At 69.4% G+C, this 25,817-nt stretch carries 39 protein-coding genes; 27 read left to right on the top strand and 12 right to left on the bottom strand.

Going from position 1 to position 25,817, the window contains the following annotated elements; translation table 11 throughout:
• The first annotated feature begins 1 nt into the window (after position 1).
• From rplP to rpsQ, 3 genes are read left to right on the top strand one after another with little or no spacing between them, the layout of a single operon-like run.
• Entirely contained in the window at positions 2–415 is a 414-nt protein-coding gene (gene rplP, locus AAHG03_RS03355; protein ID WP_003597105.1) for a 50S ribosomal protein L16, read from the top strand.
• 13 nt (positions 416–428) lie between these two features.
• The gene (rpmC, locus tag AAHG03_RS03350; RefSeq protein ID WP_091947101.1) at positions 429–644 is read left to right on the top strand and encodes a 50S ribosomal protein L29; all 216 of its coding nucleotides are present in this window, start codon (positions 429–431) and stop codon (positions 642–644) included.
• A gap of 12 nt (positions 645–656) precedes the next feature.
• Positions 657–941 (top strand): 30S ribosomal protein S17, encoded by a 285-nt coding sequence (gene rpsQ / locus AAHG03_RS03345; RefSeq protein ID WP_342148770.1) that lies wholly within the window; start codon positions 657–659, stop codon positions 939–941.
• A gap of 130 nt (positions 942–1,071) precedes the next feature.
• On the opposite strand, the gene AAHG03_RS03340 is transcribed toward rpsQ, so the two are convergent.
• Both AAHG03_RS03340 and AAHG03_RS03335 read right to left on the bottom strand, forming a co-directional pair.
• On the bottom strand, positions 1,072–1,431 hold the full coding sequence (locus AAHG03_RS03340) for a DUF6883 domain-containing protein (RefSeq protein WP_342148768.1): 360 nt from the start codon (positions 1,429–1,431) through the stop codon (positions 1,072–1,074).
• A complete protein-coding gene (locus tag AAHG03_RS03335) occupies positions 1,428–1,700 on the bottom strand; it encodes a DUF4926 domain-containing protein (protein WP_342148767.1) in 273 nt (90 codons plus the stop codon). Before AAHG03_RS03335 ends, AAHG03_RS03340 begins: the two co-directional genes overlap by 4 nt.
• Positions 1,701–2,210: 510 nt before the next feature.
• Between AAHG03_RS03335 and rplN the strand changes: the two genes are divergently transcribed.
• The 19 genes from rplN (at position 2,211) to AAHG03_RS03240 (ending at position 14,654) form a co-directional block, all read left to right on the top strand.
• On the top strand, positions 2,211–2,579 hold the full coding sequence (rplN, locus tag AAHG03_RS03330) for a 50S ribosomal protein L14 (RefSeq protein WP_012253654.1): 369 nt from the start codon (positions 2,211–2,213) through the stop codon (positions 2,577–2,579).
• Positions 2,579–2,893 carry a 50S ribosomal protein L24 gene (gene rplX / locus AAHG03_RS03325; RefSeq protein WP_342148766.1) on the top strand — a complete coding sequence of 105 codons (315 nt, stop codon included), beginning with the start codon at positions 2,579–2,581 and terminating at the stop codon, positions 2,891–2,893. The genes rplN and rplX overlap by 1 nt, the downstream gene beginning before the upstream one ends.
• Complete coding sequence (gene rplE / locus AAHG03_RS03320; RefSeq protein WP_056247424.1) at positions 2,886–3,452, top strand: 50S ribosomal protein L5; 567 nt, start codon at positions 2,886–2,888, stop codon at positions 3,450–3,452. Before rplX ends, rplE begins: the two co-directional genes overlap by 8 nt.
• Positions 3,453–3,494: 42 nt before the next feature.
• On the top strand, positions 3,495–3,800 hold the full coding sequence (gene rpsN / locus AAHG03_RS03315; RefSeq protein ID WP_342148763.1) for a 30S ribosomal protein S14: 306 nt from the start codon (positions 3,495–3,497) through the stop codon (positions 3,798–3,800).
• A gap of 12 nt (positions 3,801–3,812) precedes the next feature.
• Positions 3,813–4,208 carry a 30S ribosomal protein S8 gene (gene rpsH, locus AAHG03_RS03310; RefSeq protein WP_342148761.1) on the top strand — a complete coding sequence of 132 codons (396 nt, stop codon included), beginning with the start codon at positions 3,813–3,815 and terminating at the stop codon, positions 4,206–4,208.
• A 16-nt stretch (positions 4,209–4,224) separates the two neighbouring features.
• Complete coding sequence (gene rplF, locus AAHG03_RS03305; RefSeq protein WP_342148760.1) at positions 4,225–4,758, top strand: 50S ribosomal protein L6; 534 nt, start codon at positions 4,225–4,227, stop codon at positions 4,756–4,758.
• Between the two features lie 12 nt (positions 4,759–4,770).
• Positions 4,771–5,133: a 50S ribosomal protein L18 gene (gene rplR / locus AAHG03_RS03300; RefSeq protein WP_091947080.1), complete on the top strand. Its 363-nt coding sequence runs from the start codon at positions 4,771–4,773 to the stop codon at positions 5,131–5,133.
• A 173-nt stretch (positions 5,134–5,306) separates the two neighbouring features.
• Positions 5,307–5,885 (top strand): 30S ribosomal protein S5, encoded by a 579-nt coding sequence (gene rpsE / locus AAHG03_RS03295; protein WP_056247436.1) that lies wholly within the window; start codon positions 5,307–5,309, stop codon positions 5,883–5,885.
• Between the two features lie 12 nt (positions 5,886–5,897).
• The gene (rpmD, locus tag AAHG03_RS03290) at positions 5,898–6,092 is read left to right on the top strand and encodes a 50S ribosomal protein L30 (protein WP_096485157.1); all 195 of its coding nucleotides are present in this window, start codon (positions 5,898–5,900) and stop codon (positions 6,090–6,092) included.
• A 13-nt stretch (positions 6,093–6,105) separates the two neighbouring features.
• Complete coding sequence (gene rplO / locus AAHG03_RS03285; RefSeq protein ID WP_342148758.1) at positions 6,106–6,615, top strand: 50S ribosomal protein L15; 510 nt, start codon at positions 6,106–6,108, stop codon at positions 6,613–6,615.
• Between the two features lie 114 nt (positions 6,616–6,729).
• Positions 6,730–8,079, top strand: a complete 1,350-nt coding sequence (gene secY / locus AAHG03_RS03280; protein WP_342148756.1) for a preprotein translocase subunit SecY — start codon at positions 6,730–6,732, stop codon at positions 8,077–8,079.
• Between the two features lie 143 nt (positions 8,080–8,222).
• Complete coding sequence (locus tag AAHG03_RS03275; RefSeq protein ID WP_342148754.1) at positions 8,223–8,825, top strand: adenylate kinase; 603 nt, start codon at positions 8,223–8,225, stop codon at positions 8,823–8,825.
• Positions 8,826–9,044: 219 nt separating this feature from the next.
• Positions 9,045–9,413, top strand: coding sequence for a 30S ribosomal protein S13 (gene rpsM / locus AAHG03_RS03270; RefSeq protein WP_056247446.1), 369 nt, complete (start codon positions 9,045–9,047; stop codon positions 9,411–9,413).
• 167 nt (positions 9,414–9,580) lie between these two features.
• Positions 9,581–9,970 carry a 30S ribosomal protein S11 gene (gene rpsK / locus AAHG03_RS03265; protein ID WP_003597118.1) on the top strand — a complete coding sequence of 130 codons (390 nt, stop codon included), beginning with the start codon at positions 9,581–9,583 and terminating at the stop codon, positions 9,968–9,970.
• 29 nt (positions 9,971–9,999) lie between these two features.
• Positions 10,000–10,881, top strand: a complete 882-nt coding sequence (locus AAHG03_RS03260; RefSeq protein ID WP_342148753.1) for an MBL fold metallo-hydrolase — start codon at positions 10,000–10,002, stop codon at positions 10,879–10,881.
• Between the two features lie 85 nt (positions 10,882–10,966).
• Positions 10,967–12,001, top strand: a complete 1,035-nt coding sequence (locus AAHG03_RS03255) for a DNA-directed RNA polymerase subunit alpha (protein ID WP_342148752.1) — start codon at positions 10,967–10,969, stop codon at positions 11,999–12,001.
• Between the two features lie 243 nt (positions 12,002–12,244).
• Complete coding sequence (rplQ, locus tag AAHG03_RS03250) at positions 12,245–12,658, top strand: 50S ribosomal protein L17 (protein ID WP_342148751.1); 414 nt, start codon at positions 12,245–12,247, stop codon at positions 12,656–12,658.
• A 263-nt stretch (positions 12,659–12,921) separates the two neighbouring features.
• Positions 12,922–13,386 (top strand): MarR family winged helix-turn-helix transcriptional regulator, encoded by a 465-nt coding sequence (locus AAHG03_RS03245; protein ID WP_342148750.1) that lies wholly within the window; start codon positions 12,922–12,924, stop codon positions 13,384–13,386.
• An 803-nt stretch (positions 13,387–14,189) separates the two neighbouring features.
• Positions 14,190–14,654: an NUDIX hydrolase gene (locus AAHG03_RS03240; RefSeq protein ID WP_342148749.1), complete on the top strand. Its 465-nt coding sequence runs from the start codon at positions 14,190–14,192 to the stop codon at positions 14,652–14,654.
• A 6-nt stretch (positions 14,655–14,660) separates the two neighbouring features.
• Here AAHG03_RS03240 and AAHG03_RS03235 read toward each other — a convergent pair whose 3' ends face one another.
• The 5 genes from AAHG03_RS03235 to AAHG03_RS03215 all read right to left on the bottom strand — a co-directional run bounded on the left by AAHG03_RS03235 (position 14,661) and on the right by AAHG03_RS03215 (position 18,015).
• Positions 14,661–15,593: an ABC transporter ATP-binding protein gene (locus AAHG03_RS03235; RefSeq protein ID WP_342148748.1), complete on the bottom strand. Its 933-nt coding sequence runs from the start codon at positions 15,591–15,593 to the stop codon at positions 14,661–14,663.
• 7 nt (positions 15,594–15,600) lie between these two features.
• A complete protein-coding gene (locus AAHG03_RS03230; protein WP_342148746.1) occupies positions 15,601–15,897 on the bottom strand; it encodes a hypothetical protein in 297 nt (98 codons plus the stop codon).
• Positions 15,898–16,185: 288 nt separating this feature from the next.
• Positions 16,186–16,413, bottom strand: a complete 228-nt coding sequence (locus AAHG03_RS03225) for a hypothetical protein (protein ID WP_342148744.1) — start codon at positions 16,411–16,413, stop codon at positions 16,186–16,188.
• Positions 16,414–16,681: 268 nt separating this feature from the next.
• Complete coding sequence (locus AAHG03_RS03220) at positions 16,682–17,386, bottom strand: SGNH/GDSL hydrolase family protein (protein WP_342148743.1); 705 nt, start codon at positions 17,384–17,386, stop codon at positions 16,682–16,684.
• A 71-nt stretch (positions 17,387–17,457) separates the two neighbouring features.
• Positions 17,458–18,015 carry a thermonuclease family protein gene (locus tag AAHG03_RS03215; RefSeq protein WP_412759713.1) on the bottom strand — a complete coding sequence of 186 codons (558 nt, stop codon included), beginning with the start codon at positions 18,013–18,015 and terminating at the stop codon, positions 17,458–17,460.
• Between the two features lie 236 nt (positions 18,016–18,251).
• On the opposite strand from AAHG03_RS03215, the gene AAHG03_RS03210 reads away from it, so the two are divergent.
• Positions 18,252–18,512, top strand: coding sequence for a hypothetical protein (locus AAHG03_RS03210; protein WP_342148740.1), 261 nt, complete (start codon positions 18,252–18,254; stop codon positions 18,510–18,512).
• Between the two features lie 147 nt (positions 18,513–18,659).
• Here the strand turns inward: AAHG03_RS03210 and AAHG03_RS03205 are convergent, their stop codons facing one another.
• Positions 18,660–18,881, bottom strand: coding sequence for a hypothetical protein (locus tag AAHG03_RS03205; protein WP_342148738.1), 222 nt, complete (start codon positions 18,879–18,881; stop codon positions 18,660–18,662).
• 194 nt (positions 18,882–19,075) lie between these two features.
• Here AAHG03_RS03205 and AAHG03_RS03200 point away from each other — a divergent pair, with 194 nt between their 5' ends.
• The 3 genes from AAHG03_RS03200 to AAHG03_RS03190 all read left to right on the top strand — a co-directional run bounded on the left by AAHG03_RS03200 (position 19,076) and on the right by AAHG03_RS03190 (position 21,810).
• Complete coding sequence (locus AAHG03_RS03200) at positions 19,076–19,450, top strand: hypothetical protein (RefSeq protein WP_342148737.1); 375 nt, start codon at positions 19,076–19,078, stop codon at positions 19,448–19,450.
• 114 nt (positions 19,451–19,564) lie between these two features.
• Positions 19,565–20,809 carry a GGDEF domain-containing protein gene (locus AAHG03_RS03195; RefSeq protein WP_342148735.1) on the top strand — a complete coding sequence of 415 codons (1,245 nt, stop codon included), beginning with the start codon at positions 19,565–19,567 and terminating at the stop codon, positions 20,807–20,809.
• 257 nt (positions 20,810–21,066) lie between these two features.
• Positions 21,067–21,810, top strand: a complete 744-nt coding sequence (locus AAHG03_RS03190) for a DUF4336 domain-containing protein (RefSeq protein ID WP_342148733.1) — start codon at positions 21,067–21,069, stop codon at positions 21,808–21,810.
• Here the strand turns inward: AAHG03_RS03190 and AAHG03_RS03185 are convergent.
• Complete coding sequence (locus AAHG03_RS03185; RefSeq protein ID WP_342148730.1) at positions 21,807–22,379, bottom strand: YgjV family protein; 573 nt, start codon at positions 22,377–22,379, stop codon at positions 21,807–21,809. The genes AAHG03_RS03190 and AAHG03_RS03185 overlap by 4 nt on opposite strands.
• Positions 22,380–22,592: 213 nt before the next feature.
• Between AAHG03_RS03185 and AAHG03_RS03180 the strand changes: the two genes are divergently transcribed.
• Entirely contained in the window at positions 22,593–23,582 is a 990-nt protein-coding gene (locus AAHG03_RS03180) for an SDR family oxidoreductase (protein ID WP_342148727.1), read from the top strand.
• 153 nt (positions 23,583–23,735) lie between these two features.
• Here the strand turns inward: AAHG03_RS03180 and AAHG03_RS03175 are convergent, their stop codons facing one another.
• The 3 genes from AAHG03_RS03175 to AAHG03_RS03165 form a co-directional block, all read right to left on the bottom strand.
• Positions 23,736–24,401, bottom strand: coding sequence for a hypothetical protein (locus AAHG03_RS03175; protein WP_342148725.1), 666 nt, complete (start codon positions 24,399–24,401; stop codon positions 23,736–23,738).
• A 48-nt stretch (positions 24,402–24,449) separates the two neighbouring features.
• Entirely contained in the window at positions 24,450–24,689 is a 240-nt protein-coding gene (locus AAHG03_RS03170; protein ID WP_342148724.1) for a hypothetical protein, read from the bottom strand.
• Between the two features lie 84 nt (positions 24,690–24,773).
• Positions 24,774–25,799, bottom strand: coding sequence for a formate dehydrogenase subunit gamma (locus AAHG03_RS03165; protein WP_342148723.1), 1,026 nt, complete (start codon positions 25,797–25,799; stop codon positions 24,774–24,776).
• Positions 25,800–25,817 lie beyond the last annotated feature (18 nt).

Below are 25,817 nucleotides of genomic sequence, written 5' to 3'. Positions count from 1 at the left end.
CATGCTGCAACCCAAGAAGACCAAGTTCCGTAAGCAGTTCAAGGGGCGCATCAGCGGCGCGGCCAAGGGCGGCTTCGAGCTGAACTTCGGCCAGTTCGGGCTCAAGTGCCTTGAGCCCGAGCGCATCACCGCGCGCCAGATCGAGGCGGCTCGCCGCGCGATCACCCGCGAGATGAAGCGTCAGGGCCGCGTGTGGATCCGGGTCTTCCCGGATCTGCCCGTCACCGCCAAGCCCACCGAGGTCCGCATGGGCTCTGGTAAGGGCGCCCCCGAATACTGGGCGGCGCGTGTCCATCCGGGCCGCATCATGTTCGAGGTCGACGGCGTCGCCGAGGACATCGCCCGCGAGGCCCTGCGTCTCGGCGCGGCCAAGCTGCCGGTGCGCACCCGCGTGATCCAGCGCATCGCCGACTGAAGGAAGGAAGATCATGAAGTCCGATCAGAGACTGTCTGATCTGCGCGCTCTGTCGGCGGATCAGCTTTCCGACGAGCTCGTCAACCTGAAGAAGGAGCAGTTCAACCTGCGCTTCCAGGGCGCGACGGGCCAGCTCGAAAACGTCGCCCGGGTCCGTGAGGTCCGCCGCGACATCGCCCGCGTCCGCACGCTGCAGCGTCAGAAGACGCTCGACGCGGCCAAGGCCTGAGGAGTTACGACCATGCCCAAGCGCGTCCTGCAAGGCGTCGTCGTCAGCGACAAGACCGACAAGACCATCGTCGTCAAGGTGGAGCGCCGCTTCACCCACCCGGTGATGAAGAAGACGGTCCGCCGCTCCAAGAACTACCACGCGCACGACGAGGCGAACGTCGCCAAGGTCGGCCAGACGGTGTTCATCGAGGAGTCGCGGCCCTACTCCAAGACCAAGACCTGGAAGCTGGTCGAGGACCAGGCCGCCGCGGCCGAAGCCTCCGGCACCGGCGTCGAGGCCACTGTCGAGGCTTGATAGGCTTCGCCGGGTTTTTGGAATCGTGAGAGGCGGGTGCTGCGGCGCCCGCCTTTTTCGTTTGTTCTTTGCGTCTCGGCGGACCTGTTCCTCGCGCCCTCGGCGGCGCGGCATGCCGGTTCGAACTCCGTCATCGAGTGGGCTTCGGCAGCGGCTTGAGCGTGATGAACCGGGCGATGTCCGCCGACGGGTCGCGGTCCACCTGCCAGACGGTCCGGACATTCGCAAAAGCTCCGCCGGGGCAGGGGAGGGGGCCGTCGAAGTGAAACCGGCGCCCGAACGGCGTGACGACGGTGCGTATCAGGCCATCAGACGTTGGATGACGCAGGAGCGCCTGCTTCAGGGGCTCCGGATCGTCGATGGAGAAGCCGACGCTGACGAGGAAGGCGCATTTGGCGCCGCCCTCCACGTGACTCGGGTCGAGGAGATACGCGCGGACCTTGGCGTCCTCGATCACGAACCGCGTCGGGATCGGCGCCGGCCCGATCACCCGTCTTTGCGCTCGACCAACTGCAACGCCGTCGGCAGGATCGCCGCCAGGGTCTCGACCGGCCGCATGAACTCGACGTCGAAGGCCTCGCCGCCGTTCCAGACGGCGACGACGGTCCCTTCGCTGCCCACGGGTATGGTCTCGCCGTCCTCGCCCGCGACGACTTCCAGCGTGCGGACGCGGTCGAGTTCACGGAACGCCGCCGGTGGCGCCGAGCGTCGCTCGGGCCAAGACCCGTCTCGCCTGATGGTGTGGCTTCGGCCGGACATGCCGGGACTATGCGCCCAGCGGGTCCGATTGCCAACGCGTCAGGCCGACGAGGCGCATATCCGGTTGATCGCTCCGAATCTTCGACCCGCATCGTCATTGCGAGGCGGAGCCGAAGCAATCCAGGGCGCCACGCTGCCGGAAAGGGCGGAAACGTTCGAGCCTTGTCACGCTGATCGGCTGCGTCGCACCCCTCCGGCCAATGCGGAGCCCTGGATTGTTTCGGCTTCGCCTCGCAATGACGGCGCGGGACGCCCGAGGTCGCGCGAAACGGCGGCGTGATCTGCGCGTCCCGCCTTGCGCTCCCCCTCAGACCGGTGTAAGCGGCCGGTCTTCGCGACATTCGGCCGGGGTTTTCTCACCCTTGCACACGCGGTGACCGCGCCGGCGTTTTAACGACGCCGTGGCGCGGTTCGTTACATCCGGGGACGTCAGATCCCCATCAGGCGTCGTCCGCCGGGCAATACCGTCCGCGTGCGGAAACCCGCCTGAAACAAGGAAAGGTCACTCCCGTGATCCAGATGCAGACGAATCTGGACGTCGCCGACAATTCGGGTGCGCGCCGCGTGATGTGCATCAAGGTGCTCGGCGGCTCCAAGCGCAAGTATGCCGGCGTCGGCGACATCATCGTCGTCTCCGTCAAGGAGGCGATCCCGCGCGGCCGCGTGAAGAAGGGCGACGTCATGAAGGCGGTCGTCGTGCGAACCGCCAAGGACGTGAAGCGCGCCGACGGCTCCGTCATCCGCTTCGACAAGAATGCCGCCGTCCTGATCAACAATCAGAAGGAGCCGGTCGGCACCCGCATCTTCGGGCCGGTGCCGCGCGAGCTGCGCGCCCGCAACCACATGAAGATCATCTCGCTCGCTCCTGAGGTGCTGTGATGGCTGCCAAGATCAAGAAGGGCGACACGGTCGTCGTCCTCACCGGCCGCGACTCGGGTCGCTCCGGCGAGGTCATCCAGGTGCTGCCGAAGGAGGGCAAGGCCTTCGTGCGCGGGGTCAACCTCGTGAAGAAGCACCAGAAGCAGAGCCAGACCCAGGAAGGCGGCATCATCTCCAAGGAGGCCGCCATCCAACTCTCGAACATCGCGGTCCAGGACGCCAACGGCAAGCCGACCCGCGTGGGTTTCCGCATCCTCGATGACGGCCGCAAGGTCCGCTTCGCCAAGACGACGGGGGATCAGATCGATGGCTGAGGCCGACAAGAACGCCTACGTCCCGCGTCTGCGCAAGCACTACGACGAGGTCGTCCGGCAGAAGCTCATCGAGCAGTTCGGGTACAAGAACCCGATGCAGGTGCCGCAGATCGAGAAGATCGTCATCAACATGGGCGTCGGCGAGTCCACCGCCGATTCCAAGAAGGCCACCGTGGCGGCGGGCGACCTCGCCCTGATCGCCGGCCAGAAGCCGGTCATCACCCGCGCCCGCAAGGCGATCGCGACCTTCAAGGTCCGCGAGGGCATGCCGATCGGCTGCAAGGTGACCCTGCGCAAGGCCCGCATGTACGAGTTCATGGACCGCCTCGTCACGATCGCGCTGCCGCGCGTTCGCGACTTCCGCGGCCTGAACCCGCGCTCCTTCGACGGCCGCGGCAACTACGCCATGGGCCTCAAGGAGCACCTCGTGTTCCCGGAGATCTCCTACGACAAGGCGGAGCAGACCTGGGGCATGGACATCGTCGTCCAGACGAGTGCCACCACGGACGAAGAGGCCAAGGCGCTCCTCGCCCACTTCAAGTTCCCGTTCCGGCAGTAAGCGGCGCAAGACGCCGCTTAGACGCGGACACTGGAGAAAGACATGGCTAAGAAGAGCTCAGTCGAGAAGAACAACCACCGCAAGGAGCTGGTCAAGCGCTTCGCCGAGAAGCGCAAGGCCCTGCTTGCCATCGCCAACGACGAGTCCCGCGAGATGGAGGAGCGCTTCGAGGCGCGCCTCAAGCTCGCCGAGCTGCCGCGCAACTCGTCGGCCACCCGCATTCGCAACCGCTGCGAGATGACCGGCCGCCCGCGCGCCTATTACCGCAAGCTCGGCGTCTCGCGCGTCGCCCTGCGGGATCTCGGCAACCGGGGTCTGATCCCGGGTCTCGTGAAGTCCAGCTGGTAAGGGGAGGCATCCATGGTGAACGATCCCGTGGGTGACATGCTCACCCGCATCCGCAACGGCCAGTCGCGCCGTCGCAACGTCGTCCAGACCCCCGGCTCGCGCCTGCGCGCCTCGGTCCTCGACGTGCTGAAGTCCGAGGGCTACATCCGCGACTACGCGGTGCAGGACCTCGGCAACGGCCGCACCGAGTTCGCGATCGAACTCAAGTACTACGACGGTCGCCCGGTCATCCGGGAGATCAAGCGCGTGTCGAAGCCCGGCCGCCGCGTCTACTCGTCCGTCGGCGAGCTGCCGCGCGTCGCCGACGGCCTCGGCGTCACCATCGTCTCCACCCCGCAGGGCGTCATGGCCGACCACGAGGCGCGCGAGCGCAACGTCGGCGGTGAAGTGCTCTGCAAAGTGTTCTGATCCGGAGGACAGCTCCATGTCTCGCGTAGGCAAGAAGCCCGTCCCCGTTCCCAGTGGCGTCACCGCCACGGTCACGGGTCAGACGGTCAAGATGAAGGGCTCGAAGGGCGAACTCCAGTTCGTCGTCCCGCCCCAGGTGAACGTCGAGTTCAAGGACGGCGCCGTCTCGGTGCAGCCCAAGGACCAGTCCAAGGTCGCGCGCTCCCTGTGGGGCACCTCGCGCGCTCAGGTCGCCAATCTCGTCGAGGGCGTCTCCAAGGGCTTCGAGAAGAAGCTGGAGATCACCGGCGTGGGTTACCGCGCGGCGATGGCCGGCAAGGCCCTCAAGCTGTCGCTCGGCTACAGCCACGACATCGAGTACGAGATCCCGGCCGGCATCACCATCGTGACGCCCAAGCCCACGGAGATCGTGATCTCGGGCATCGACCGGCAGCGCGTCGGTCAGGTCGCGGCGGAGATTCGCGAGTATCGCGGCCCCGAGCCCTACAAGGGCAAGGGCGTCAAGTACGCTGGCGAGTTCATCTTCCGCAAGGAAGGCAAGAAGAAGTAAGGAGGGCGATTCATGTCGAACAAGAACGAAGCCCTCCTGCGCCGCAAGGCGCGGGTCCGTCGGGCCCTTAAAGCCACCGCCAACGGCCGTCCGCGGCTGTCGGTGTTCCGCTCGTCCAAGCAGATCTACGTCCAGGTCATCGACGACGCCGCGGGCCGCACGCTCGCCGCCGCGTCGAGCCTCGACAAGGACCTGCGCGCCAGCCTCAAGACCGGTGCCGACAAGGCGGCGGCCGAGGCCGTGGGCAAGCTCGTCGCCGAGCGCGCCAAGGCCGCGGGCGTCACCAAGGTCGTCTTCGACCGCTCGGGCTACATCTTCCACGGCCGCGTCAAGGCTCTCGCCGACGCCGCCCGCGAGGGTGGCCTGGACTTCTGAGGCACCTCTCCTCCCCCTTGCGGGGAGGAGCCGGAGGCGGGGGTCGATCAGGATGAGGCGCTCCGGTGCCTCCTGAACTACCCCCACCCCTAACCCCTCCCCGCAAGGGGGAGGGGAATCATCGAGCGAGCGGGTCTTTCCGATCCGCGCCAGTGAGATAACGGGAAAAAAGCATGGCACGTGAACGCGAGGGTCGTCGCCGCGACGACCGCGAGGAGCGCGACAGCGAGTTCGTGGACAAGCTCGTCCACATCAACCGCGTCGCCAAGGTGGTGAAGGGTGGCCGTCGCTTCGGCTTCGCGGCGCTCGTCGTCGTCGGCGACCAGAAGGGCCGCGTCGGCTTCGGCCACGGCAAGGCCCGTGAGGTGCCGGAGGCGATCCGCAAGGCGACGGAAGCCGCCAAGCGCGGTCTGATCCGCGTGTCGCTTCGCGAGGGCCGCACCCTGCACCACGACGTCAACGGTCGTCACGGTGCCGGCAAGGTGATCCTCCGTGCGGCCCCGCAGGGGACCGGCATCATCGCCGGCGGCCCGATGCGCGCCGTGTTCGAGACGCTCGGCATGCAGGACGTGGTGGCCAAGAGCCTCGGCTCGTCGAACCCCTACAACCTCGTGCGCGCCACCTTCGACGCGCTCAAGAACGAGGACAGCCCGCGCGCCGTCGCGGCCCGTCGTGGTCTCAAGGTCTCCGCCATCCAGTCGCGCCGCCGCGACGCGGATCCGGCCGACACCTCCGAAGCCGCCGTGGCGTAAGGGGAGGACAGCATGGCTACCAAGACTGTCCGCGTCGAGCAGATCGGTTCGCCGATCCGCCGCGAGGCCTCCCAGCGCGCGACGCTGATCGGCCTCAAGCTGAACAAGCTGCACCGCGTTTCCGAGCTGGAGGACACTCCCTCGGTGCGCGGCATGATCCGCAAGGTCGCGCATCTCGTGCGCGTCCTCGACGACGCCGCGGCGTGAGGAGGGCTTAACCATGAAGCTCAACGAAATCCGCGACAATGAGGGCGCCACCAAGGCCCGCATGCGCGTCGGCCGGGGCATCGGCTCCGGTAAGGGTAAGACCGCGGGCCGCGGCGTGAAGGGTCAGAAGGCCCGCACCGGCGTGTCCATCAAGGGCTTCGAGGGCGGTCAGATGCCGCTCCACCGTCGCCTGCCGAAGCGCGGCTTCAACAACATCCACGCCCACGACCTGAACGAGGTGAACCTCGGTCGCGTCCAGCAGGCGGTGGATGCGGGTCGGCTCGACGCCAACGCCACCGTGACGGTCGAGGCGCTGATCAAGGCCGGGATCATCTCCCGCCCCCGCGACGGCGTGAAGCTGCTCGGCGTCGGCGAGCTGACGGCGAAGCTCAGCTTCGAAGTCACCCGCGCCTCCAAGTCGGCCGTCGAGGCCGTCGAGAAGGCCGGCGGCTCGGTCACCACGGCCTACGCTGCGGGCGCGGCCCATCGCGGCACGCCGAAGGACGCGGTTGCGTCGGCCTGAGCCGACCCTTAAATCCAACGCCGAAGCGGCGGCCCGTGCTCGCACGCGGCCGCCGCTTCCGCTTTCAGGGACCGCCCAGACGCGTCCCGACGGCAATTCTCCGGGATTGATGACATGGCCTCAGCCGCCGAGCAGCTCGCCGCAAACCTGAACTTCGGCGCCATCGCCAAGGCCGACGAGCTCAAGAAGCGCATCTGGTTCACCCTGGGCGCGCTCATCGTGTTCCGGCTGGGCACCTACATCCCGATTCCGGGCATCGATCCGGAGCAGTTCGCGCGGAACTTCCAGAACCAGGCGGGCGGCGTGCTCGGTCTGTTCAACATGTTCTCGGGCGGCGCGGTCGAGCGCATGGCGGTCTTCGCGCTTAACATCATGCCCTACATCTCGGCCTCGATCATCGTTCAGCTCCTCACCTCGGTGGTGCCGAGCCTGGAGGCGCTGAAGAAGGAGGGCGAGTCCGGCCGCAAGGTCATCAACCAGTACACCCGCTACCTCACCGTGGTGCTGGCGCTGGTCCAGTCCTGGGGCATCGCCTTCGGCCTGCAGGGCTCGAACGCGGTGATCAACCCGGGTCCGTTCTTCATCCTCTCCACCGTCGTCACGCTCACCGGCGGCACGCTGTTCCTGATGTGGATCGGCGAGCAGATCACCGCGCGGGGCATCGGCAACGGCTCCTCGCTCATCATCTTCGCCGGCATCGTCGCCCACCTGCCGGCCTCGATCTTCGGCGCGCTCGAACTCACCCGCACCGGTGCGCTCTCGCCCGCCGTGCTGCTCGGCGCGGGCGTGGCCGCGGTCGGCCTCGTCTACTTCATCGTGTTCATGGAGCGCGCCCAGCGTCGCCTCCTGATCAACTACCCGAAGCGCCAGGTCGGCAACCGCATGTATGAGGGCCAGTCCTCGTTCCTGCCGCTCAAGCTCAACACCTCGGGCGTCATCCCGCCGATCTTCGCCTCGTCGCTGCTGCTGCTGCCGACCACGATCGCGAGCTTCTCGGCCAACCAGGGCTCGACCGGCATCCTGGGCACGCTGACGACCTATCTCGGCCACGGCCGGCCGCTCTACATGCTGGCCTACGCCGCGATGATCATCTTCTTCACGTTCTTCTACACGGCCGTGGTCTTCAACCCGCAGGAGACCGCCGACAACCTGAAGAAGCAGGGCGGCTTCATCCCCGGCATCCGCCCCGGCGAGCGCACCGCCGCCTTCATCGACAAGGTGCTGACCCGCATCACCGTGATCGGCGCGGCCTACCTCACCTTCGTCTGCCTCGTGCCGGAGATCGTCGCCTCCTACACCTCGGCCGCCCTCGGCTTCGGCGGCACCTCGCTGCTGATCGTGGTCTCGGTCACCATGGACACGGTCGCCCAGATCCACGGGCACCTGATGGCGCACCAGTACGAGGGCATCGTGAAGAAGGCGAAGCTGCGCGGCGCCTCCGCCGGCGCGCCACGACGTCGCTGAATCGTCATCTCTCGGCAAAAGGTTCGGTGGACGGGCCGCGCGAATTCTCGCATCAACGTCGATGCGATCGGGGCGCCCGTCCATAAGGGGCGCCCACAGTGAAGAACGAGCCCGGCGCCGGGCCCTGATGACGAGGAGACGCCATGCGGATCATCCTGCTCGGACCGCCGGGAGCGGGAAAGGGCACCCAGTCCGAGCGTATCGTGGAGCGCTACGGCATTCCGCAGCTCTCGACGGGTGACATGCTGCGTGCCGCGGTCGCTGCCGGTACGCCGGTCGGCCTGGAAGCCAAGTCCATCATGGAGAGCGGCGGCCTCGTGCCGGACGCGGTGGTGGTCGGCATCGTCGCCGACCGCGTCGAGGAGGCCGACGCCAAGCGCGGCTTCATCCTCGACGGCTTCCCCCGCACCGTCGAGCAGGCGCGTGCGCTGGACAAGATGCTCGCCGAGAAGGGCATCGCGCTCGACACTGTCGTCGAGTTCGTGGTGGACGAGAACGCCCTGGTCGGCCGCATCGCCAAGCGCGCCGAGGAGACCGCGGCCCGCGGCCAGCCGGTGCGCAAGGACGACACGCCGGAGGTTTTCAAGACCCGCCTCGACGCCTACAAGACCCAGACCGCGCCGCTGTCCGACTACTATGCCGGCACCGGCCTCCTGCGGAAGATCGACGGCATGCAGCCGATCGATACCGTGACCGGCGAGGTCGTGGGCCTGCTCGACGGGTTCCGCGAGAAGGCGGTTTCGTAAGACCGTTCCGCACAAATCCTTATGGTATCGTTGACAAGGGGGTCTGCCTGCGCTAGGCGGGCCCCCTTCGTCCAAACGGGATGTGGTCCGAAAGCGCCTCGCTGAGGTCGCTGGCGGGCCGATTTGTCGTTTCGGGCGGGTGCGCAGGGGCCGGCCTCCACCGGACGCGCGCCGTCATCCCCGCAGGCGGGCTCCGCCCCGCCACATGGAGAAGTTCTCTTGGCCCGTATCGCAGGCGTCAACATCCCGACCGCCAAGCGCGTCGTCATCGCGCTCCAGTACATCCACGGCATCGGCCCGAAGAAGGCCGAGGAGATCACCGAGAAGGTCGGCATCCCGGCCGAGCGCCGCGTGAACCAGCTCACCGACGCCGAGGTGCTCCAGATCCGCGAGACCATCGACCGCGACTACATGGTCGAGGGCGACCTGCGCCGCGACGTGTCGATGAACATCAAGCGCCTGATGGACCTCGGCTGCTACCGCGGCCTGCGTCACCGCAAGCAGCTCCCGGTCCGCGGCCAGCGCACCCACACCAACGCCCGCACCCGCAAGGGCAAGGCGAAGCCGATCGCCGGCAAGAAGAAATAATTTGCGATTGGAAGGCCGTGCTTCGCTCGGCCTTCTTTCCGTCGCGCCGGGTGTCCCTCGGCGCAGACGTTCAGGCGGGGCGGTCCTGCATAGCAGCCGAGCCCAACTCCCAAAAGAATCCCGAGCGCCTGGTGTTACGGGCGTGATTGAAGGACGAAAGCGAAAAGATGGCTAAGGAACCGACCCGCGTCCGCCGGCGCGAACGCAAGAACATCGTCTCGGGCGTGGCGCACGTCGCTGCCTCGTTCAACAACACGATGATCACCATCACCGACGCCCAGGGCAACACGATCTCGTGGTCGTCCGCGGGCGCCATGGGCTTCAAGGGCTCGCGCAAGTCGACCCCGTACGCCGCCCAGGTCGCCGCCGAGGACGCCGCCCGCAAGGCCTCCGAGCACGGCATGCGCACCCTTGAGGTCGAGGTGTCGGGCCCCGGTTCGGGCCGTGAGTCGGCGCTGCGCGCGCTCCAGGCGGCGGGCTTCACCGTCACCTCGATCCGCGACGTGACCTCGATCCCGCACAACGGCTGCCGCCCGCGCAAGCGCCGCCGCGTCTGATCCAGGAACCCGACGAAACGGAGAAGCCCATGGCGGACGGTTCGAACAAGCCCCTTCCCGGCGTGCTGCGGTGGAATGTCGGCGACCTCACGGTCACGGCGCTCAACGACGGCTGGTTCCAGGGCTCGCTCGATCTCGTCACGGGCATCGCGAAGGAGGAGGCCGGCGCGCTCCAGCGCGCGGGCTTCCGGCCCGAGGCTCCGGTCGTCACGCTCAACGCGTTCCTGATCACCGGCGCCGGCCGCAAGCCTGTGCTGATCGATTCGGGCTACGGCCATTTCGGCCCCGAGACGATGGGCCGGGTGCCCGCCGCCCTCGCGCTCGCCGGCGTGAAGCCCGACGAGATCGAGACGGTGCTGCTGACCCATCTCCACCCCGACCATGCGGGCGGGCTGGTGAAGCAGGACGGCTCGGTGGCCTACGCCAACGCGGAACTCGTGGTGCATGCCGACGAGGCCGCCCACTGGCTGCCCGACGAGGCGCTCTCCCGCGCCCCCGACGAGGCCAAGCCGTATTTCGAGAACGCCCGCAAGGCGGTCGCGCCGTACGGTTCGCGCCTGCGCAAGCACGAGGGCGGCGAACTGGTGCCCGGCGTCACCGCCGTGCCGCTGCCCGGCCACACCCCCGGCCATTGCGGCATGCGGATCGTGTCTGGGGACAAGTCGCTCTTCATGTGGACCGATGTGGTGCACATGCCGGCGATCCAGTTCAAGCAGCCCGAGGCCGGCGTCGCCTTCGACGTCGATGGCGAGCAGGCGCGGGCGACCCGCAAGCGCGTGTTCGAAGAAGTCGCCAGCGAGAAGAGCCTGATCGCCGGCTCGCATCTCGAATTCCCGGCTCTCGGGCACGTTGCCCGCGACGGCGCGGGCTACAGCTTCGTCCCCGTCCTCTGGGTCGGCGGCGAAAGCTGAAAAAAAGTTTCAGGGACCGGCCGGGCGCCCCAGCGGCGCGCCCGGCCGGCCGAAGCGCTTTCGGGACGCCGACGGCGCGGGTTTGGTGAGAGGTAGGACCGTGGTCATTCAGAAGAACTGGCAAGAGCTGATCAAGCCGAACAAGCTTCAGGTGTCGGCCGGCGACGATCCCAAGCGGGTCGCCACCGTGGTGGCCGAGCCGCTGGAGCGCGGCTTCGGCACGACGCTCGGCAACTCGCTCCGCCGCGTGCTGCTCTCCTCGCTTCAGGGCGCCGCCGTCACCTCCGTCCAGATCGACGGCGTGCTGCACGAGTTCTCCTCGATCCCCGGCGTGCGCGAGGACGTGACCGACATCGTCCTCAACATCAAGACGATCGCGCTGCGCTCGCAGACCGATACCCCGAAGCGCATGACCCTGCGCAAGACCGGCCCCGGCCTCGTCACCGCGGGCGACATCGCCGTCACCGGCGACGTGCAGGTTCTGAACCCCGACCTCGTGATCTGCACGCTGGACGACGGCGCCGAGATCCGCATGGAATTCACCGTCGCCACCGGCAAGGGCTACGTCCCGGCCGAGCGCAACCGCCCCGAGGATGCGCCGATCGGCCTGATCCCGGTCGATGCGCTCTACTCGCCGGTGACCAAGGTCAGCTACCGCGTCGAGACCACCCGCGAGGGCCAGGATCTCGACAAGGACAAGCTGACCATGACGGTCGAGACCAACGGCGCGATCTCGCCGGAGGATGCGCTCGCCTACGCCGCGCGCATCATCCAGGATCAGCTCCAGGTGTTCGTGAACTTCGAGGAGCCCCGCAAGGAAGAGGCCGCGCCGCTCGCGCCGCAGCTGCCCTTCAACCCGGCGCTGCTCAAGAAGGTCGACGAGCTGGAGCTGTCGGTCCGTTCGGCGAACTGCCTGAAGAACGACAACATCGTCTATATCGGCGACCTCATCCAGAAGTCCGAGGGCGAGATGCTGCGCACCCCGAACTTCGGCCGCAAGTCGCTCAACGAGATCAAGGAAGTGCTCGCCGGCATGGGCCTGCACCTCGGCATGGACGTCCCCGGCTGGCCGCCGGAGAACATCGAAGATCTCGCCAAGCGCTTCGAAGAGCATTATTGAGCCGCGCTTCCTACGCTCCGCCCTCATCCTGAGGTGCCGGAGCGTAGCGGAGGCCTCGAAGGAGGCCTCCAGTGCGCGCAGTGATCTCTGGAGCCCTCCTTCGAGGCCGCTCACGCGGCACCTTAGGATGAGGGTTTCTGGGTTGGAATCCCGCCGCGGGGTCAAGCGGATTTCGAGAACAGCCCTGCGGGGCACATGGTCGTTCCGTGGCACGGCGACCGTGACTGAGAAGGAAAAGCCAACATGCGTCACGCTTACCGCGGTCGCCGCTTCAACCGCACTGCCGAGCATCGCAAGGCGATGTTCGCCAACATGTCCGCCGCGCTGATCAAGCACGAGCAGATCGTCACCACCCTGCCGAAGGCCAAGGACCTGCGTCCGGTCGTCGAGAAGCTGATCTCGCTCGGCCGCACCGACAGCGTCCACGCCCGCCGTCTCGCCATGGCGCAGATCCGCGACGCCGACATGGTCAAGAAGCTCTTCACGGTGCTCGGCCCGCGCTACCAGTCGCGTCCGGGCGGCTATTGCCGCATCATGAAGGCCGGCTTCCGCTACGGCGACAACGCCCCGCTCGCCGTGATCGAGTTCGTGGATCGCGACGTCGATGCCCGCGGCAAGGATTCCGGCCCGACCCAGGTCGTGGCCGACGTCGCCTGATCGGATCGTCCGACAGTCGAACGACGCGGGAAGGCGGCCGAAAGGCCGCCTTTTTGCATATTAGCCGTCGATGGCGGATGATACGGCCTGAACCGGATGAAAGTCCGGGGAAAGGCGGGCATGGGACGATTGAACCTGTACCCTCCGGTCTGTCCTCCGTTATCGTATGTTCGGCGTGATTGGGTCCGGTCCGTCGCCGTGGAGGCATTTGCCCCGGTCACGCTGCCGGTCGAAAGGCTTTAGCGAACGACATGGTGTGCGTCGTGAATGCTCCCAAGGAGACGGAGGCGGTCCTGAAGGACCCGTTGCTCCTCGACAACCAGCTCTGCTACGCGCTCTACGCTGCCGCCCACCGGATGACGAAGTCGTACCGGCCGATGCTGGAGCGGATGGGCCTGACCTATCCGCAATACCTCGTGCTGCTGGTGCTGTGGGAGAGCGACGGCATCACCGTTTCGGAGATCGGCCGGCGCCTGCGCCTCGATTCCGGCACGCTGACCCCGGTGCTCAAGCGCCTGGAAGCCAGCGGCTTCCTCAGCCGCAGCCGCCGCCAATCCGACGAGCGCGAGGTCGAGATCTCGCTCACCGAGGAGGGCCGGGCCCTGCGCGCCCAGGCGGTCGCCGTGCGCCAGTCGGTGATGTGCCAGCTCAACATGTCCGAGCCGGAAATTCAGGCGATGCGCGCCGACCTCAACGCGCTGATCGAGAACCTCAGCACCAGCGGCTGATTTTTCCGCCGTCTCCCTGCTATCGCGCCGGTCGCCGCTGCGCCTCTCCTCCCCCAGATCTCGGGCTTGCCCGAGATCTGTACCTTGCTTGCCCAGATCAGGCAGGCCTGATCTGGGTGGGGAGGAGGTAGGAGGTGGGGGTGGTTCAGGATGAGGCGTTCCGGTGCCTCCTGCCCGACCCCCACCCCGAACCCCTCCCCACAAGGGGGAGGGGACATGCGTTCTCCCCGACAACCGGGCATCCCGTCGAACGCCGCCGACCGCGCAAAAAAAAGCGCGCTCCGCGAAGAGCGCCCTGAAGGTTGGACGATGCAGGGAGGCGGTGCGCCGTCGAATCCGGTAGCTAGGCCTGTCAAGTTTCGTTGACAGTCGACCACGCATCACAGGCGCGTGGGCGACGCTTTCGCCGATCTGTTCGCGATCCGGCCCCGGAACGCTCTCCGGTTGAATCCGGCACGTCCTGGATCGCGCCCGCGAGCGGCGTGGCGCCGTATGAATCCGGGGCCGCCCGCCCGTTGCAGGCGGCCCGCCTGACAAACCCTGCGACGAATCCGGTCCGAGATGCTTTGCCGGATCATTTTCTCTTGAGCCCGTTCCCCCGCTTCCGTTAGGGGAGCACGTCGCCTCTCGCTGCGATGCGGTGCAAGGGCGACGCAAGTGGTGGTGCACTTGTTCGGGGGCAACGTCGTGCCGGCCTGTCATCAAGGCGTCAAACACCGCGGTCCTTGTCTCCTCTCCATGGGGATGGACACGCGGGAAGGCGGCCGGCGCGAACCGCGCGGGCCGCGGGACGTTGCACGATCATGACGGCCGGTCCGATCGAGAGCAGCCGCGAAGCGCGTGCCCAGGTCGGCGTTCTGCCGATGCGCCGGACCGCCGAGGGCGGGACCGAAGTGCTGCTCGTGACATCCCGCGAGACCCGCCGCTGGATCATTCCCAAGGGCTGGCCGATGAAGGGTCGGAAGCCCTTCGAGGCGGCCGCCCGCGAGGCCTACGAGGAGGCCGGCATCGTCGGCCATGTCGGCAAGCGCCCGATCGGCTTCTACCTCTACGAGAAGCGGCTGAAGAACCGCGACGCGGTCCTCTGCCAGGTCACAGTCTTCCCCCTCGACGTGCGCAAGCTGCTGAAGAAGTTTCCCGAGCGCGGCCAGCGTGAGGCGCGCTGGTTCTCGCCCTCCGACGCGGCGGAAGCGGTGATCGAATCGGGGCTCGCCGGCCTGATCCGCGCCGCGGGCAACCGCGACCCCAAGAAGAAGCCCAAGCGCTAAGTCTTCTCAAGGTTCGGGCAGCCGGGCGGCCTCGCGGACCGCGTCCAGGCTGAGGCTGCTCCCTCCAGCGGCGAGCCGCGTCGCCCCGGTCGCCAGCATCCGGTCGAGCGCCTCGCGCAGGCTCGCCTCCGGCGCGATCTCCGGCAGGGGAGGGGGCGCCGGCTCCGGGCCCGCGAGGTCGCGCACCCGCAGCCGCTCCAGCCGCCGCAGCGCCCGCGACCCGCCCAAAAAATTCTCGACGAACGCATCCGCCGGGGCGGCGAGCAGGCGCTCCGGGGTGTCGGCTTGGACGAGCCGGCCGTCGCGCATCAGTGCCACGGTGTCGCCCATCCGCAACGCCTCGCCGATGTCGTGGGTCACGAGGATCACGGTCTTGCGCAGGCGCTTGAGGATCGCGCCGATCTCCTCCTGCAGCCGGTCGCGGGCGACCGGATCGACGGCGCCGAACGGCTCGTCCATCAGCAGGATCGCCGGGTCGGCGGCGAGCGCCCGGGCGACGCCGACGCGCTGGCGCTGTCCGCCCGACAATTCAGCCGGTTTGCGATGTGCGTATCGGGTAGGATCGAGGCCGACGAGATCGAGCATCTCATCGACGCGGGGCCCGATCCGCCCCCGCTTCCACCCGAGCAGCCCCGGCACGGTGGCGACGTTCTCGGCCACGCTGCGGTGGGGAAACAGCCCGACGCCCTGGAGCACGTAGCCGATGCCCCGGCGCAGGCCCGTCGGATCGATCTCCGAGACGTCGCGCCCCGCCACCCACACCCGCCCGGCATCGGGCTCGACGAGGCGGTTGACCATCCTGAGCGTCGTGGACTTGCCGCAGCCCGACGGGCCGATCAGGGCGCAGGTCGTGCCCTCGTCCACGGTGAGGTCGAGGCCGGCGACGGACGGGCGGTCGGCGCCGGGATAGCGCTTGGTGACGCCCTCGAACCGGATCATCGGCCGGTCAGCAGCCTTTGCAGATCGAGCCCATGGTGCGGTTCATCTTGGCGTCCCAAGCCTTGTCGCGCTCGCGGGCGGCGCGCTGCGCCTTCAGCATCTGCTCCTGCGAGGCCGCCGAGAGCTGCCCCGGCTGACCCGGCGCGGCGGCCCCCACGGCGGCGGGGGCGGGCGGCTTGGTCTGGCCCGTGGCGGTGACGCTGCGGCCCGACGGGGTGAGCCGGGTGTCAGCGGTCCCCTGGGCCTGCGCGGCCCCGGCTCCGATCAGCCCGGCGAGCAGGAGGACGGCGGAAATCGTACGCATCGTGGTCATCACTCCTGAGGCCTAGCGCCGTCGGCAGCCTGCCCGGAGGGCACCACCGCTCGCGCCCGGTGGACCGGGCGTCGTCCCGCGCGAGGATTCTAGGTGGCACCGCGACCGCCCGCCGACAAGGCGTCGAACCGGCATCGGTCCGACAGGGTAACCGCCGGCTTGCCGAGGAAAGCCGAGGCCTCAGCATCGTCCCGAAAGGTGGGAACCGGCTTTCGGAAAAAGACGATGCGGCACAAGAATCGAGCGCCTCGTCCCGGATCCGATATCCGGGACGAGGCGCTAGTCGTCGTCGAAGACGATGCTGTCGTGGCCGAGCGCCGGATCGTCGTTGCGGTGGAGGCGCAGGGTCAGCGTCTGGTCGGCCCGGTCGCCGATCTCGTCGATCAGGGCGTGCCAGGAGGGCGGCAGGTCGCCGTCGCCGTCGGCGTCGAGGCTGCGTCCGAGATCGTGGCCGAGCTTGTGCAGCACCAGCCGGGAGCGGAAGCCGAAATCCTGTTCGATCGACATGGGCGATCCTCGCTGAGGTGGTTCGTGGTCAGGCCCCTTCAGTCCGATGCGCCCGCGCGGTTCGCGCCCCTTCGCCCCCGCCCGCTCGCGCCGGATCCGCTCGAGCTCACGCGCCGGATATGGCCGATCGGCGGCAGGACCGGGCGTCGCCTGTGGATTTCGAGCCGGTGTTGCAAATTTGGACCAGTGCCGGATGCAATCGTCGTGCCCCCGGCGCTAGCGCATCGGCTTTTTCCGAAGGCCGGTTCCCACCTTTCGGGCCGATGCTCTAGCGGCAGATCGGCCCGTCGATCGCCCGGTAGGCGGTGGCGTATTCGGTCAGATGCACGCCGTCGGTGGTGGTCTCGGGCCGGGCGATCCCGAAATCCTCGCCGCGATAGGACCGATAGGGGTCGGCGGTCTCGCAGCCTAAGCGCGCGCAGACGGCCGCCTGCCGCTTCGTCAGCTCCGCGACGCCCGCGCTGTCGAACCCGTCGGCGGTGGCCGCGAGCGGCGGCACCGCGGCCAGCACGACGCGGTCGGCCATGCCGGACAGCCGCGTCACGATCGCGGCGAGGTCGGCCTCGTAGCGGTCGCCGGTCTCGCGGGTCGAAGGGTTGCGCTTGCGCAGGAGGTGGTTCGTGCCGAGCGTCACGACGACGACGGCGGGCCGGTGCTTCAGGTGGAGCGCGTCGAGGAAGGCGAGGTAGTCCTCGGCCTTGGCGCCCGAGACGCCCGCGTTGAGCACGCGCCTTCCGCAGGAGAACGGCTCGGGCAGCGCCAGCTCGGCGTGGGAATCGCCCGCCAGCATCACGAAGCCGTCGGCGAGGCTGCCGGATTGCGCCGCGACGACCCCCGCGCGGCCCTCGGCATAGGCCCTGAGCTTCGAGCCGCCGGCCCGCGAGGCGACGGCATGGCCGATCGCGCCGCCGAGGCCCGCGAGGAGAACCGCGCCGGAAGTCACGGCCAGGATGCGAGCGCGGGTTGGGGACATGCCGGCTTGTGGTCGATGCTCCGCCGCGGCGTCAACGCATGCCGCGCGGGCAGCGCCAGCGGAGCGGACCGTCAGCGCGCCTCGGGCTTGGCGGCGTCGGCGACCGCGTTGGTGTGGCTGTAGGCGCTGCGCGGGCGGTTGGTCGGGTCCTCGAACGAGCCCGCCCACAGGCCGAGCCGCTTGCCCCAGGCCAGGGTCTCGGCGCCGACATAGGCCGCCTGCCCGCGGCGGCGGTCGGCCATGGCGAGGCCCTTCTCGGCGAGCCACGCGCTCAGGTCTTCCTTGTCGCGCAGGCAGACCGAGACGGCGCGGCCGTAGCCGTCGGTCTCGCGCACGCGGCAGGTCACGGTGGCCTCGCGCAGGTGGGCGGCGAGCGCCTTGGCCGCGACCGTGCCGCAGGCATAGGGCTGCGCCTTGCCGTCGAGGCAGGTCTGCTTGAGGCCCGGCGCGGCGACGCCGTAGAGCCCGATCACCCGCCCGCCGACGACGAGCGTGTCGCCGTTGAGCACCCGCGCCTTGCCGCTCACGCTGTCGGCGGCCCGCGCCCCGGTCGCGGCACCCATCGCCGTCAGGACAGCGAGGCCCACGGCCATCCCCGCACCGAACCCGAACGATCCCGTCACGCGCATTCCCCAAGATCCTCGCGTCTGCCCGGCGTCGTCGCGCGGGCCCTCGGCCGGACATCGCGCCTGCCGAACGCGTCCCCTCCGTTCCGGGAGCTATGCGAGTCTTATGCCCATTCTGTGGCCGGCTTCGCTTCCGGGGCGGGCGCCCGCACCAATGCCCACGTTTTCGTGAGCCGGTGTGTCCGGAACGCGACGGGGCCGGCCCGGTTGGCCCTGGATCGAGCGTGGCGGGAGAGCCGATGACCTACGAAGCCGACCGCTTCAGCGAGTGCCTGCATGGGGCGGAAGACCAGCTCCACTGGGGCACGGACCCGAGGGCGCTGGATCAGGCGGCCCAGGCCCTGGCGCGGTTCGAGCCCGGCCACGTCCTCGTGGAACAGCTCGCCCAGCGCGCCGCCGTTCTGCGCGCCGCCCGCCGCGAACTGGTCCGCCGCACCACGATGCCTCCGCCGTCGCCGTCGAAGCAGCCGCCGGCGCGGTTTTCCGAACACCGGACCTGACCGACGCCGAAATTGACCGACGACACCCTGTCCGCGGCGCGGGACGGCCCTAGCTGAGCCGTGCCGACCGCTTCCGGGCGCCGGCCGTCCGCGCCCGCTCGATGGCTATGCCCCCAGCTTGTCGAGCGGGCGCGGATGCCTCGATCTTCAGCCCGCCGCCGCGACGCGGGGGCGCTCGTAGACCGGCACCGCCTCCGGGCGCGGCACGAAGGCGACGATGTTGTCCGGGGCGGTCGCCACGGTGCTGCTCGCGCCGCGTCCGGCCGCCGGCAGGCTCATCCAGCGCAGGATCCGCTCGCTGGCGCCGCGCTCGAACCGGCGGATCAGCCGCCGCCGCGCCCAAGCCGGAAGCCCTTCGAAATCCGTCATGTTTGCCCCCATTACTGTTTTCAGCCCGAATCTCCGCCCGGGCCATGTCGTTTGAGTTGTGTGCAACTGTGAACGCAATAAGGCACGGGCACGATAAGATCGCGGCGCCGTGATCGTGCGAAGCCCCGCTCCGGACCCCGGAAACATCGGCGGTACCGATCGTTGGCAGCCGGGACGTTGTGGTGGGGGAGCGGATGACGGCGAGCATGGCGGAACTGATGCGCGGGGCGGCCGCCGAGGCGCGGCGGCTCGCGGCGACCTTTCCCGGCGTTGTCGCCAAGGACGACCTGCCCTGGCGGGTGATCGCCGGCTTCGACGCCGACATCCGCGGCCATGTCGAGCGCGACCGGCGCATCGAGGACGAGCGCGACCGCGTGCTCATCGCCGCCGTGACGCTCGCCGAGGTGCCGGCGGAGGCGGATACGGAGGAGCGCGAGCGGGCCCGGCGCGGCCTCGTGCGGGCGGTCGATTACCTAGAGGAGGCGGTTCTGCGCTTCGGCGTGCTCAACCGGGCGGCGGCCAAGCGCGGCTGCGGCGCGGCGGGCGATCCGGTCTCCGGCGACGCCTGAGCGGCTGTCCGTTTTTCGTGCGGATGCGAGAAGGCTTTTCCGTACCTCTTTACGGCCGCGCGAAAATGCCGGACACGTGCGGGATAGGCCGATCGGTCGCTTGCCCGGCACGTCATGCACGCCTCGATCGAAGCCGGTCTGCGCCGCCCCTGGTATCGCCTGCGCCTGCCGCCCGTGCTCGAAGCGCAATACCGCGCCGAGACCGCCCGCGGCAGCGGCTTTACGGTCCAGACCTGGCTCGCCGTCTTCGCGTTGTTCAACGTGCTGTCCCTGGTGATGGACCACGACGTGTTCGGCCCCGACGCGTTCCGGGTGCCGCTCTGGCTCACCATGGGGGTGTTCTGCCCCGTGGCGATCCTGGCGATTCTGTCACTGCGCGGGCGCCCGACCATGCTGCGGATGACCGCGGCGGCCTCCGCGACGGGGCTCGTGGACACGGCCATCGTCCTCAACAGCGCCCGCCTCGCGCCGCCCGCGCATACCGATTCCTACGTCGTGCTGGCCGCGTTCGTGCCGCTGGTGGTCGGGCTGATCGCGCCGCTGCCGTTCCGGCACGTGGTCGGCTACTGCACCGCCTCGCTCGCGCTCTATGCCGGCCTGATCCTCGCCTTCGATCTCGCCGGACCGGGACAGACCGGGCTGCCGCTCCTCGTCTCCGGCCTGATCATCGTGCCGCTCAAGCTCGGCTACTCGCGGGAATGGGAGGCCAAGAACCTGTTCCTGCTGAGCCTGCGCGAGAAGCTGCAGGCGGAGGCGCTGGCCCGTGCCAACGCGCGGCTCACCATCCTGTCCGAGACCGATTCGCTGACGGCGCTGGCCAACCGCCGCCACTTCTCCGACTGCATCGAGCGGGCCTGGCAGGCGAGCGCCGAGGAGGGCGGGTGGCTCGGCGTGCTCCTGCTCGACATCGACCATTTCAAGCCGTTCAACGACACCGCCGGCCATCCGGCGGGCGACGGCGCGCTCATCGCGGTGGCGGGCGCGCTCGCCGCGGCGATCGAGAGCCGGGGCGGGCTCGCGGCCCGCTACGGCGGCGAGGAGTTCGTCGCCTTCCTGCCCGGCGCCGACCTCGCCGGGGCGGTCGAGGCGGGCGAGGCGGTCCGGGCCGCGGTGGCGCGGCTCGCGCTGCCCCATCCCGGCCTGTCGAAGGGTGCGCATCTCGCCGTCAGCGTCGGCGCCACCGCGGCGCACGGCGCGACCCGCGCCTTCGGCGTGACCGCCGACGACCTGCTCAAGGCCGCCGACCTCGCCCTCTACGCCGCCAAGGCGGGCGGTCGCGACCGCGTCGAGGCACTGGCGCCTGCCGCCAACACCAACCGGCCGCTGGCCGAGGGCTCCGCGGCGTCGGACGCGCCCTGACGATCCGTTTTCCTCCCATCCAACCCCCTCATCCCGAGGTGCCCGCGAAACGGGCCTCGAAGGAGGGCTCCAGAAGTCTCAGCGATCCCTGGAGCCCTCCTTCGAGGCTCCGCCTTCGGCGGAGCACCTCAGGATGAGGGGGAGGGATGGGACGGGCCGGCCCAACGGGCCGTCGGTGATCGAAATCAATCGATGTTGTGGACGCCGTCCCCGCGAGCGTCCATCCCAACCGGCGAAACCACCACGACGGCGCCGCCTTGACCGACACCACCTATCCGCCCCTCGACACCCTGAAGCCGGTCGCGTCCGATCTCTGGATCGTCGACAGCGGCCCGCTCTCCGGCCCGTTGCCGCTGCCGGTGCGGATGAGCGTGATCAAGCTCTCCGACGGCACGGTCTGGCTGCACTCGCCGACGCGGTTCGACGAGGCGCTGGCCCGCGCGATCGAGGCCATCGGGCCGATCCGCCATCTGGTGGCGCCCAACATCGCCCACTGGATGTTTTTGGCCACGTGGCAGCGGCGCTTCCCCGATGCGACCACATGGGCCGCGCCGGGGCTGCGCGAGCGCGGACAGGTGCGGCGCAAGGTGGAGGCGGGGAAGCTGCGGCTCGACCGCGACCTCGACGAACAGAGCCCGGAAGACTGGGCCGCCGACATCCGCCAGACCGTGGTGCCGGGCGGCCTCGGCTTCCGCGAGGTCGCGTTCTTCCACGTTGCCTCGCGCAGCCTGATCCTCACCGACCTCGTGCTGAATCTGGAGCCTGGAAAACTGCCCTGGCACCTGCGGCTGCCGCTACGGCTCGCAGGCGCGACGGCGCCCGATGGCCGGGCGCCGATCTACCTGCGGCTTGCCGTGCGCCTCGGGGGCCGCGCCGCCTCGCGGGCAGCGGCGGCGCTCGTCGCGCTCGCGCCGCAGCGGGTGCTGTTCGCCCACGGCGCCTGGTTCGAGCGCGACGCGACGCCGGCGCTTCGGCGTTCGCTGCGCTGGCTCTTGCGTTAGGCGGTGGCCGGCACGCTCGCGGTGCGGGCCTTGGCGCCGCGCAGCAGGGCGAAGGCCAGCGCCGAGAGCGTCAGGCAATCGCAGGTCAGGCCGAAGACCGAGCCGACGAGCCAGTTGTGGGCGGCCCAGCAGGACGAGGCGGCGAAGAACAGCCGGCGCATCGCCTGCGGTGAGACCTGAAGCCGGGCGAGCGTGGCGAGCAGCGCGCCGATGCCGGCGCAGGCCGAGGGCCAGCCGTTCCACGTGGCGAGCGTCAGACCGGCGGCGAGCAGGCTGGAGCCGGCGAACAGCGGCACGATCCAGGCCGGGCGGCGGCCCTCCCCCATCGCGAGCGCGGCGACGAGGCTCTGCATCGCCGAGACCACGCACATCGCCGTGCCGGTATAGGCGCCCAGATGCCCGTAATGCAGGGCGAAGCAGACCGAGCAGGCGGCCGCCGCCGCGAGGATCAGGTCGCGCCGAGGCATGATGCCCGAAGTGAAGCCGAGGCAGAGCCCGAGGGCTCCGAAGATGTCGAGATGAGGCAGGACGGCGTTCGACAGGACAGAGCCGAGGTCCGCGGCGGTCATGGTGTTTGGGCTTTTGCTGAGGGGGGTTCGAGGCCGTCACGGCGCACGCGGCCGTGTCCGCCGATCCGCTAGGGTCGGACGGTGAAGCGATGGTTAACGGAGATTGCGTGCGCCGACCGGCGTGGCGCCGCCGCATCGCCCGGAACAGGGGCGGCGATGGGGCGGTTCCCCGGCAAGATTCCGAACGATCCCGCCGAGCGAGGACATGCGCCCGTGAGACTGAAACCATTGCGCGATCAGGTCGTGGTCGTGACGGGGGCCTCCAGCGGTATCGGCCTCGCCACCGCCCGTCGCGCCGCCGGTCGCGGCGCCCGCGTCGTGCTCGCCGCCCGCAGCGGCGCGGTGCTGGACGAGATCGTTCGCGAGATCGGGCCCCGCGCGCTCGCCGTCGTCGCCGATGTCGGCGAGCGGCGCGACATCGAGAACCTCGCCGAGCGGGCGGTGGCGACCTTCGGGGGCATCGACAGCTGGGTGAACGTCGCCGGGCTCACCGTCTACGGGCCGCTGCGGGAAATCTCGCAAGAGGACCACGAGCGGCTGATCCGCACCAATTTCTGGGGCACGGTCAACGGCTCGCTGGTGGCCGCCGAGCATCTGCGGGCGCGGGGCGGCGCCTTGATCAACGTCGGCAGCATCGCTTCCGACCTCGCCTTCCCGTTCCAGGGGCTCTACGCTGCCTCGAAGCACGCGGTGAAGGGTTTCACCGATACCCTGCGCATGGAGCTGATCGCCGAAGGGGCGCCGGTCTCGGTGACCTTGGTCAAGCCTGCTTCCATCGACACGCCGCTGCCGGCGCGCGCCCGCAACTACATGGACCGCGAGCCGATGCTGCCGCCGCCGGTCTACCCGCCGGAGGAGGTGGCGCGGGCGATCCTGCACGCCGCCGAGCATCCCGTGCGCGACATCGTCGTGGGCGGCGGCGGCAAGCTGTTCACGGCAGGCAAGGAGTTCGCGCCGGGCGCCTTCGACCAGTTGGCGCCCGCGATCATCGCGATGCAGAAGCGGAAAGATCCGCCGCGCGAACCCGAGGGCGCGCTGCACCGCCCGCGCAACGCCGGCCGAGAGCGCGGCGACCAACCGGGATACGTCCAGCGCACCAGCGCCTACACGCGGGCGAGCCTCCACCCGCTGGCCTCGTCGGCGCTGGGGATCGGCGTGGCGGCGACGGTCGCGGCTCTGGCGATGGGGGGACGGCGGCGTTGACGCCGCTTCCCCTCCCCTTTGCGGGGAGGGGTCAGGGGTGGGGGTGGTTCAGGACGAGGCGAAGCGGTGCCTTCTGCCCGACCCCCACCTCCTCCCTCCTCCCTCCTCCCCGCAAGGGGGAGGAGGGAGCCCTTTCGGCAGCCTCAAGTCCGACTACTGCTGCTGGAAATACTTCAAATCCAGCGCCGACAGCGCCAGCAGCGGCGGCGGCATGACCACGCCCGCGACGCGCATCGAGCGGGCGGCGGCGCGGCAGGTGGCCTGATCGTTGGCGGCGGCGGCCGTCTCGATCTTCTCGATCGTGGCCGCGTCCGGCTTCGGGCCGGGACTGGGCGTACCGGGGCCCGGCGGCACCTTGGCCTCGGCGTTGGCGCGGGCGCGCGGGTCGGTGGCCGGGTTGGTCGCGGCGTTCGGCACGGTCGCGGCCGTCTGCGGGTCCGCCGGCTTGGCGTCCGCAGGCTTGGCTTCCGCCGGGCGGTTGGCTTCCGATTTCGGTCCGCCCGCGGTTGCCGTGCCGCTGAGGCCGGCGGGGCTGGCGGTGCCGCCGGCCTCCGACGGCTTGCCGCCCTCGGTCTTGCCCGAGGGGTTCGATACGGCGGTCGCCTGCTGCGGCGGCGTCGTGGCGGCGGCCTTGGCGGGCTCGGGCTGCTTCACGAAGGCGACCAGCTCCTGGCACAGGTTGGCCGGCTTGCCGGGCTCGGGCGCGGCGGGGGCCGGCGGCGTGGCCGGCGCCGCATCCTGCGCCGCCGCGAGGCCGACGGAGAGCGCGAAGGCGCCGAGGCCGGCCGCCAGAAGCCGGGCGAGGGAGGACGAGGTCATCGGGCGCTCTCCTGAGCCGGATCGAATGTCGGGAAGGTCACGAGCGCCTTACGAGCGTTTCGGGCTCGAGCCCTCGCCCTCGGCCTTGCCGTGCGGCTCGGACTCGAACTCGTCGGGGCGCGGCGCGCCGTTCCAGCGTGGGCCGACGAGGTTGGTGCCGGGCTCGGACACCCGCGCCCCGGAGGTCGCGAACGCCTGATAGGCGAGCTTCTGGCTGCTGTTGAGCGCGAACATCGCCAGCACCCCGAGGGCGATGGCAGCGATCACGGCGACGGCAAAGGCTTTCATGGGGGCGGTTCTTCCCGAGGGAGCCGACTGGCTCCAGTTCGAAAACGGCGGGTCGGGACGGCAGGTTTCCGCCGCCCCTTACGATCACTCGGCGGGCGCCGGATGGCCCTTGAGCTGCGGGCCGCTGGCGGTGCGGGCCTGCTCCTGCTCGACCCAGAGGTCGTGGTGGGCGCGCGCCCAGGCGAGATCGACCTTGCCGCTGCCCATGGCGTCGTAGGCGCCCTCCATGCCCAGCGAGCCGATATAGATGTGGGCCAGGATGCCGGCGATGAAGACGATGCCGATCACCGAGTGGACCACCTGCATCAGCTGCATCCCGTTAATGTCGGTGAGCGCGAACGGAAAGATCATCATCAGGCCGGTGACGCTCATGGCGGCGCCGAACCCGGCGACCATCCAGAAGACGCCCTTCTGGCCGGCGTTGAACCGGGCGGCGTGGGGGTGCCCCTTGCCGATCAGGCCGCCGCCGGCCTTGAGCCAAGCGATGTCGATCTTGTTCGGGATGTTGTCCTTGATCCACAGGACGAACATGAAGGCGACGCCCAGCATGAACGGCCACGCGAGGTAGATGTGGCTGTACTTCGCCCATTGGGCCAGCGCGCCGAAGGCGTCGGGGCCGATCAGCGGCATCAGCAGGCGCTTCCCGAAGATGTAGTTCAGGCCCGACAGCGACAGTATGATGAAGCAGGTCGCCGTCATCCAGTGAGTGAAGCGCTCGAAGGCGTTAAACCGGAGGATCTTCTTCCCCGATTCCTGGCTGTGCTCCATCATGATCCGGCCGCGGAACACGAAGAACAGGCCGAGCGCGGTGATCATGCCGAGGATGGCGATGGCGCCGATCCACGGCAGCCAGCCTTCGCGAAAGTTCTGGTACTCGCGGCCCTGCGGCTGGATCAGGTTGGCGGCCTTGCCGTCGGGGATCGAGATGCGGCCGTGAATCTTGGAGTCCTGCTTGAACAGGAACTCCTCGTTGACCGAATCCGCGGTCGGCCGCGCACCCATCGGGTTCACGCCGTCGGCCTGGATCGGGTTCTGCGCGAGAGCCGGCGCGGCGACGCCCAGCGTCACGGCGACGAGGAGAGTGCTGAGAAGGGTCGTTGCCCGCCGCATCGGCGTTCCTTTCCGGGC

It is taken from the genome of Methylorubrum subtropicum, assembly GCF_038442325.1.
GTDB classification, from domain to species: domain Bacteria; phylum Pseudomonadota; class Alphaproteobacteria; order Rhizobiales; family Beijerinckiaceae; genus Methylobacterium; species Methylobacterium subtropicum.
The sequence above is the reverse complement of the archived record's forward strand: the minus strand, read 5'-3'. Positions and strand labels throughout refer to the sequence as shown.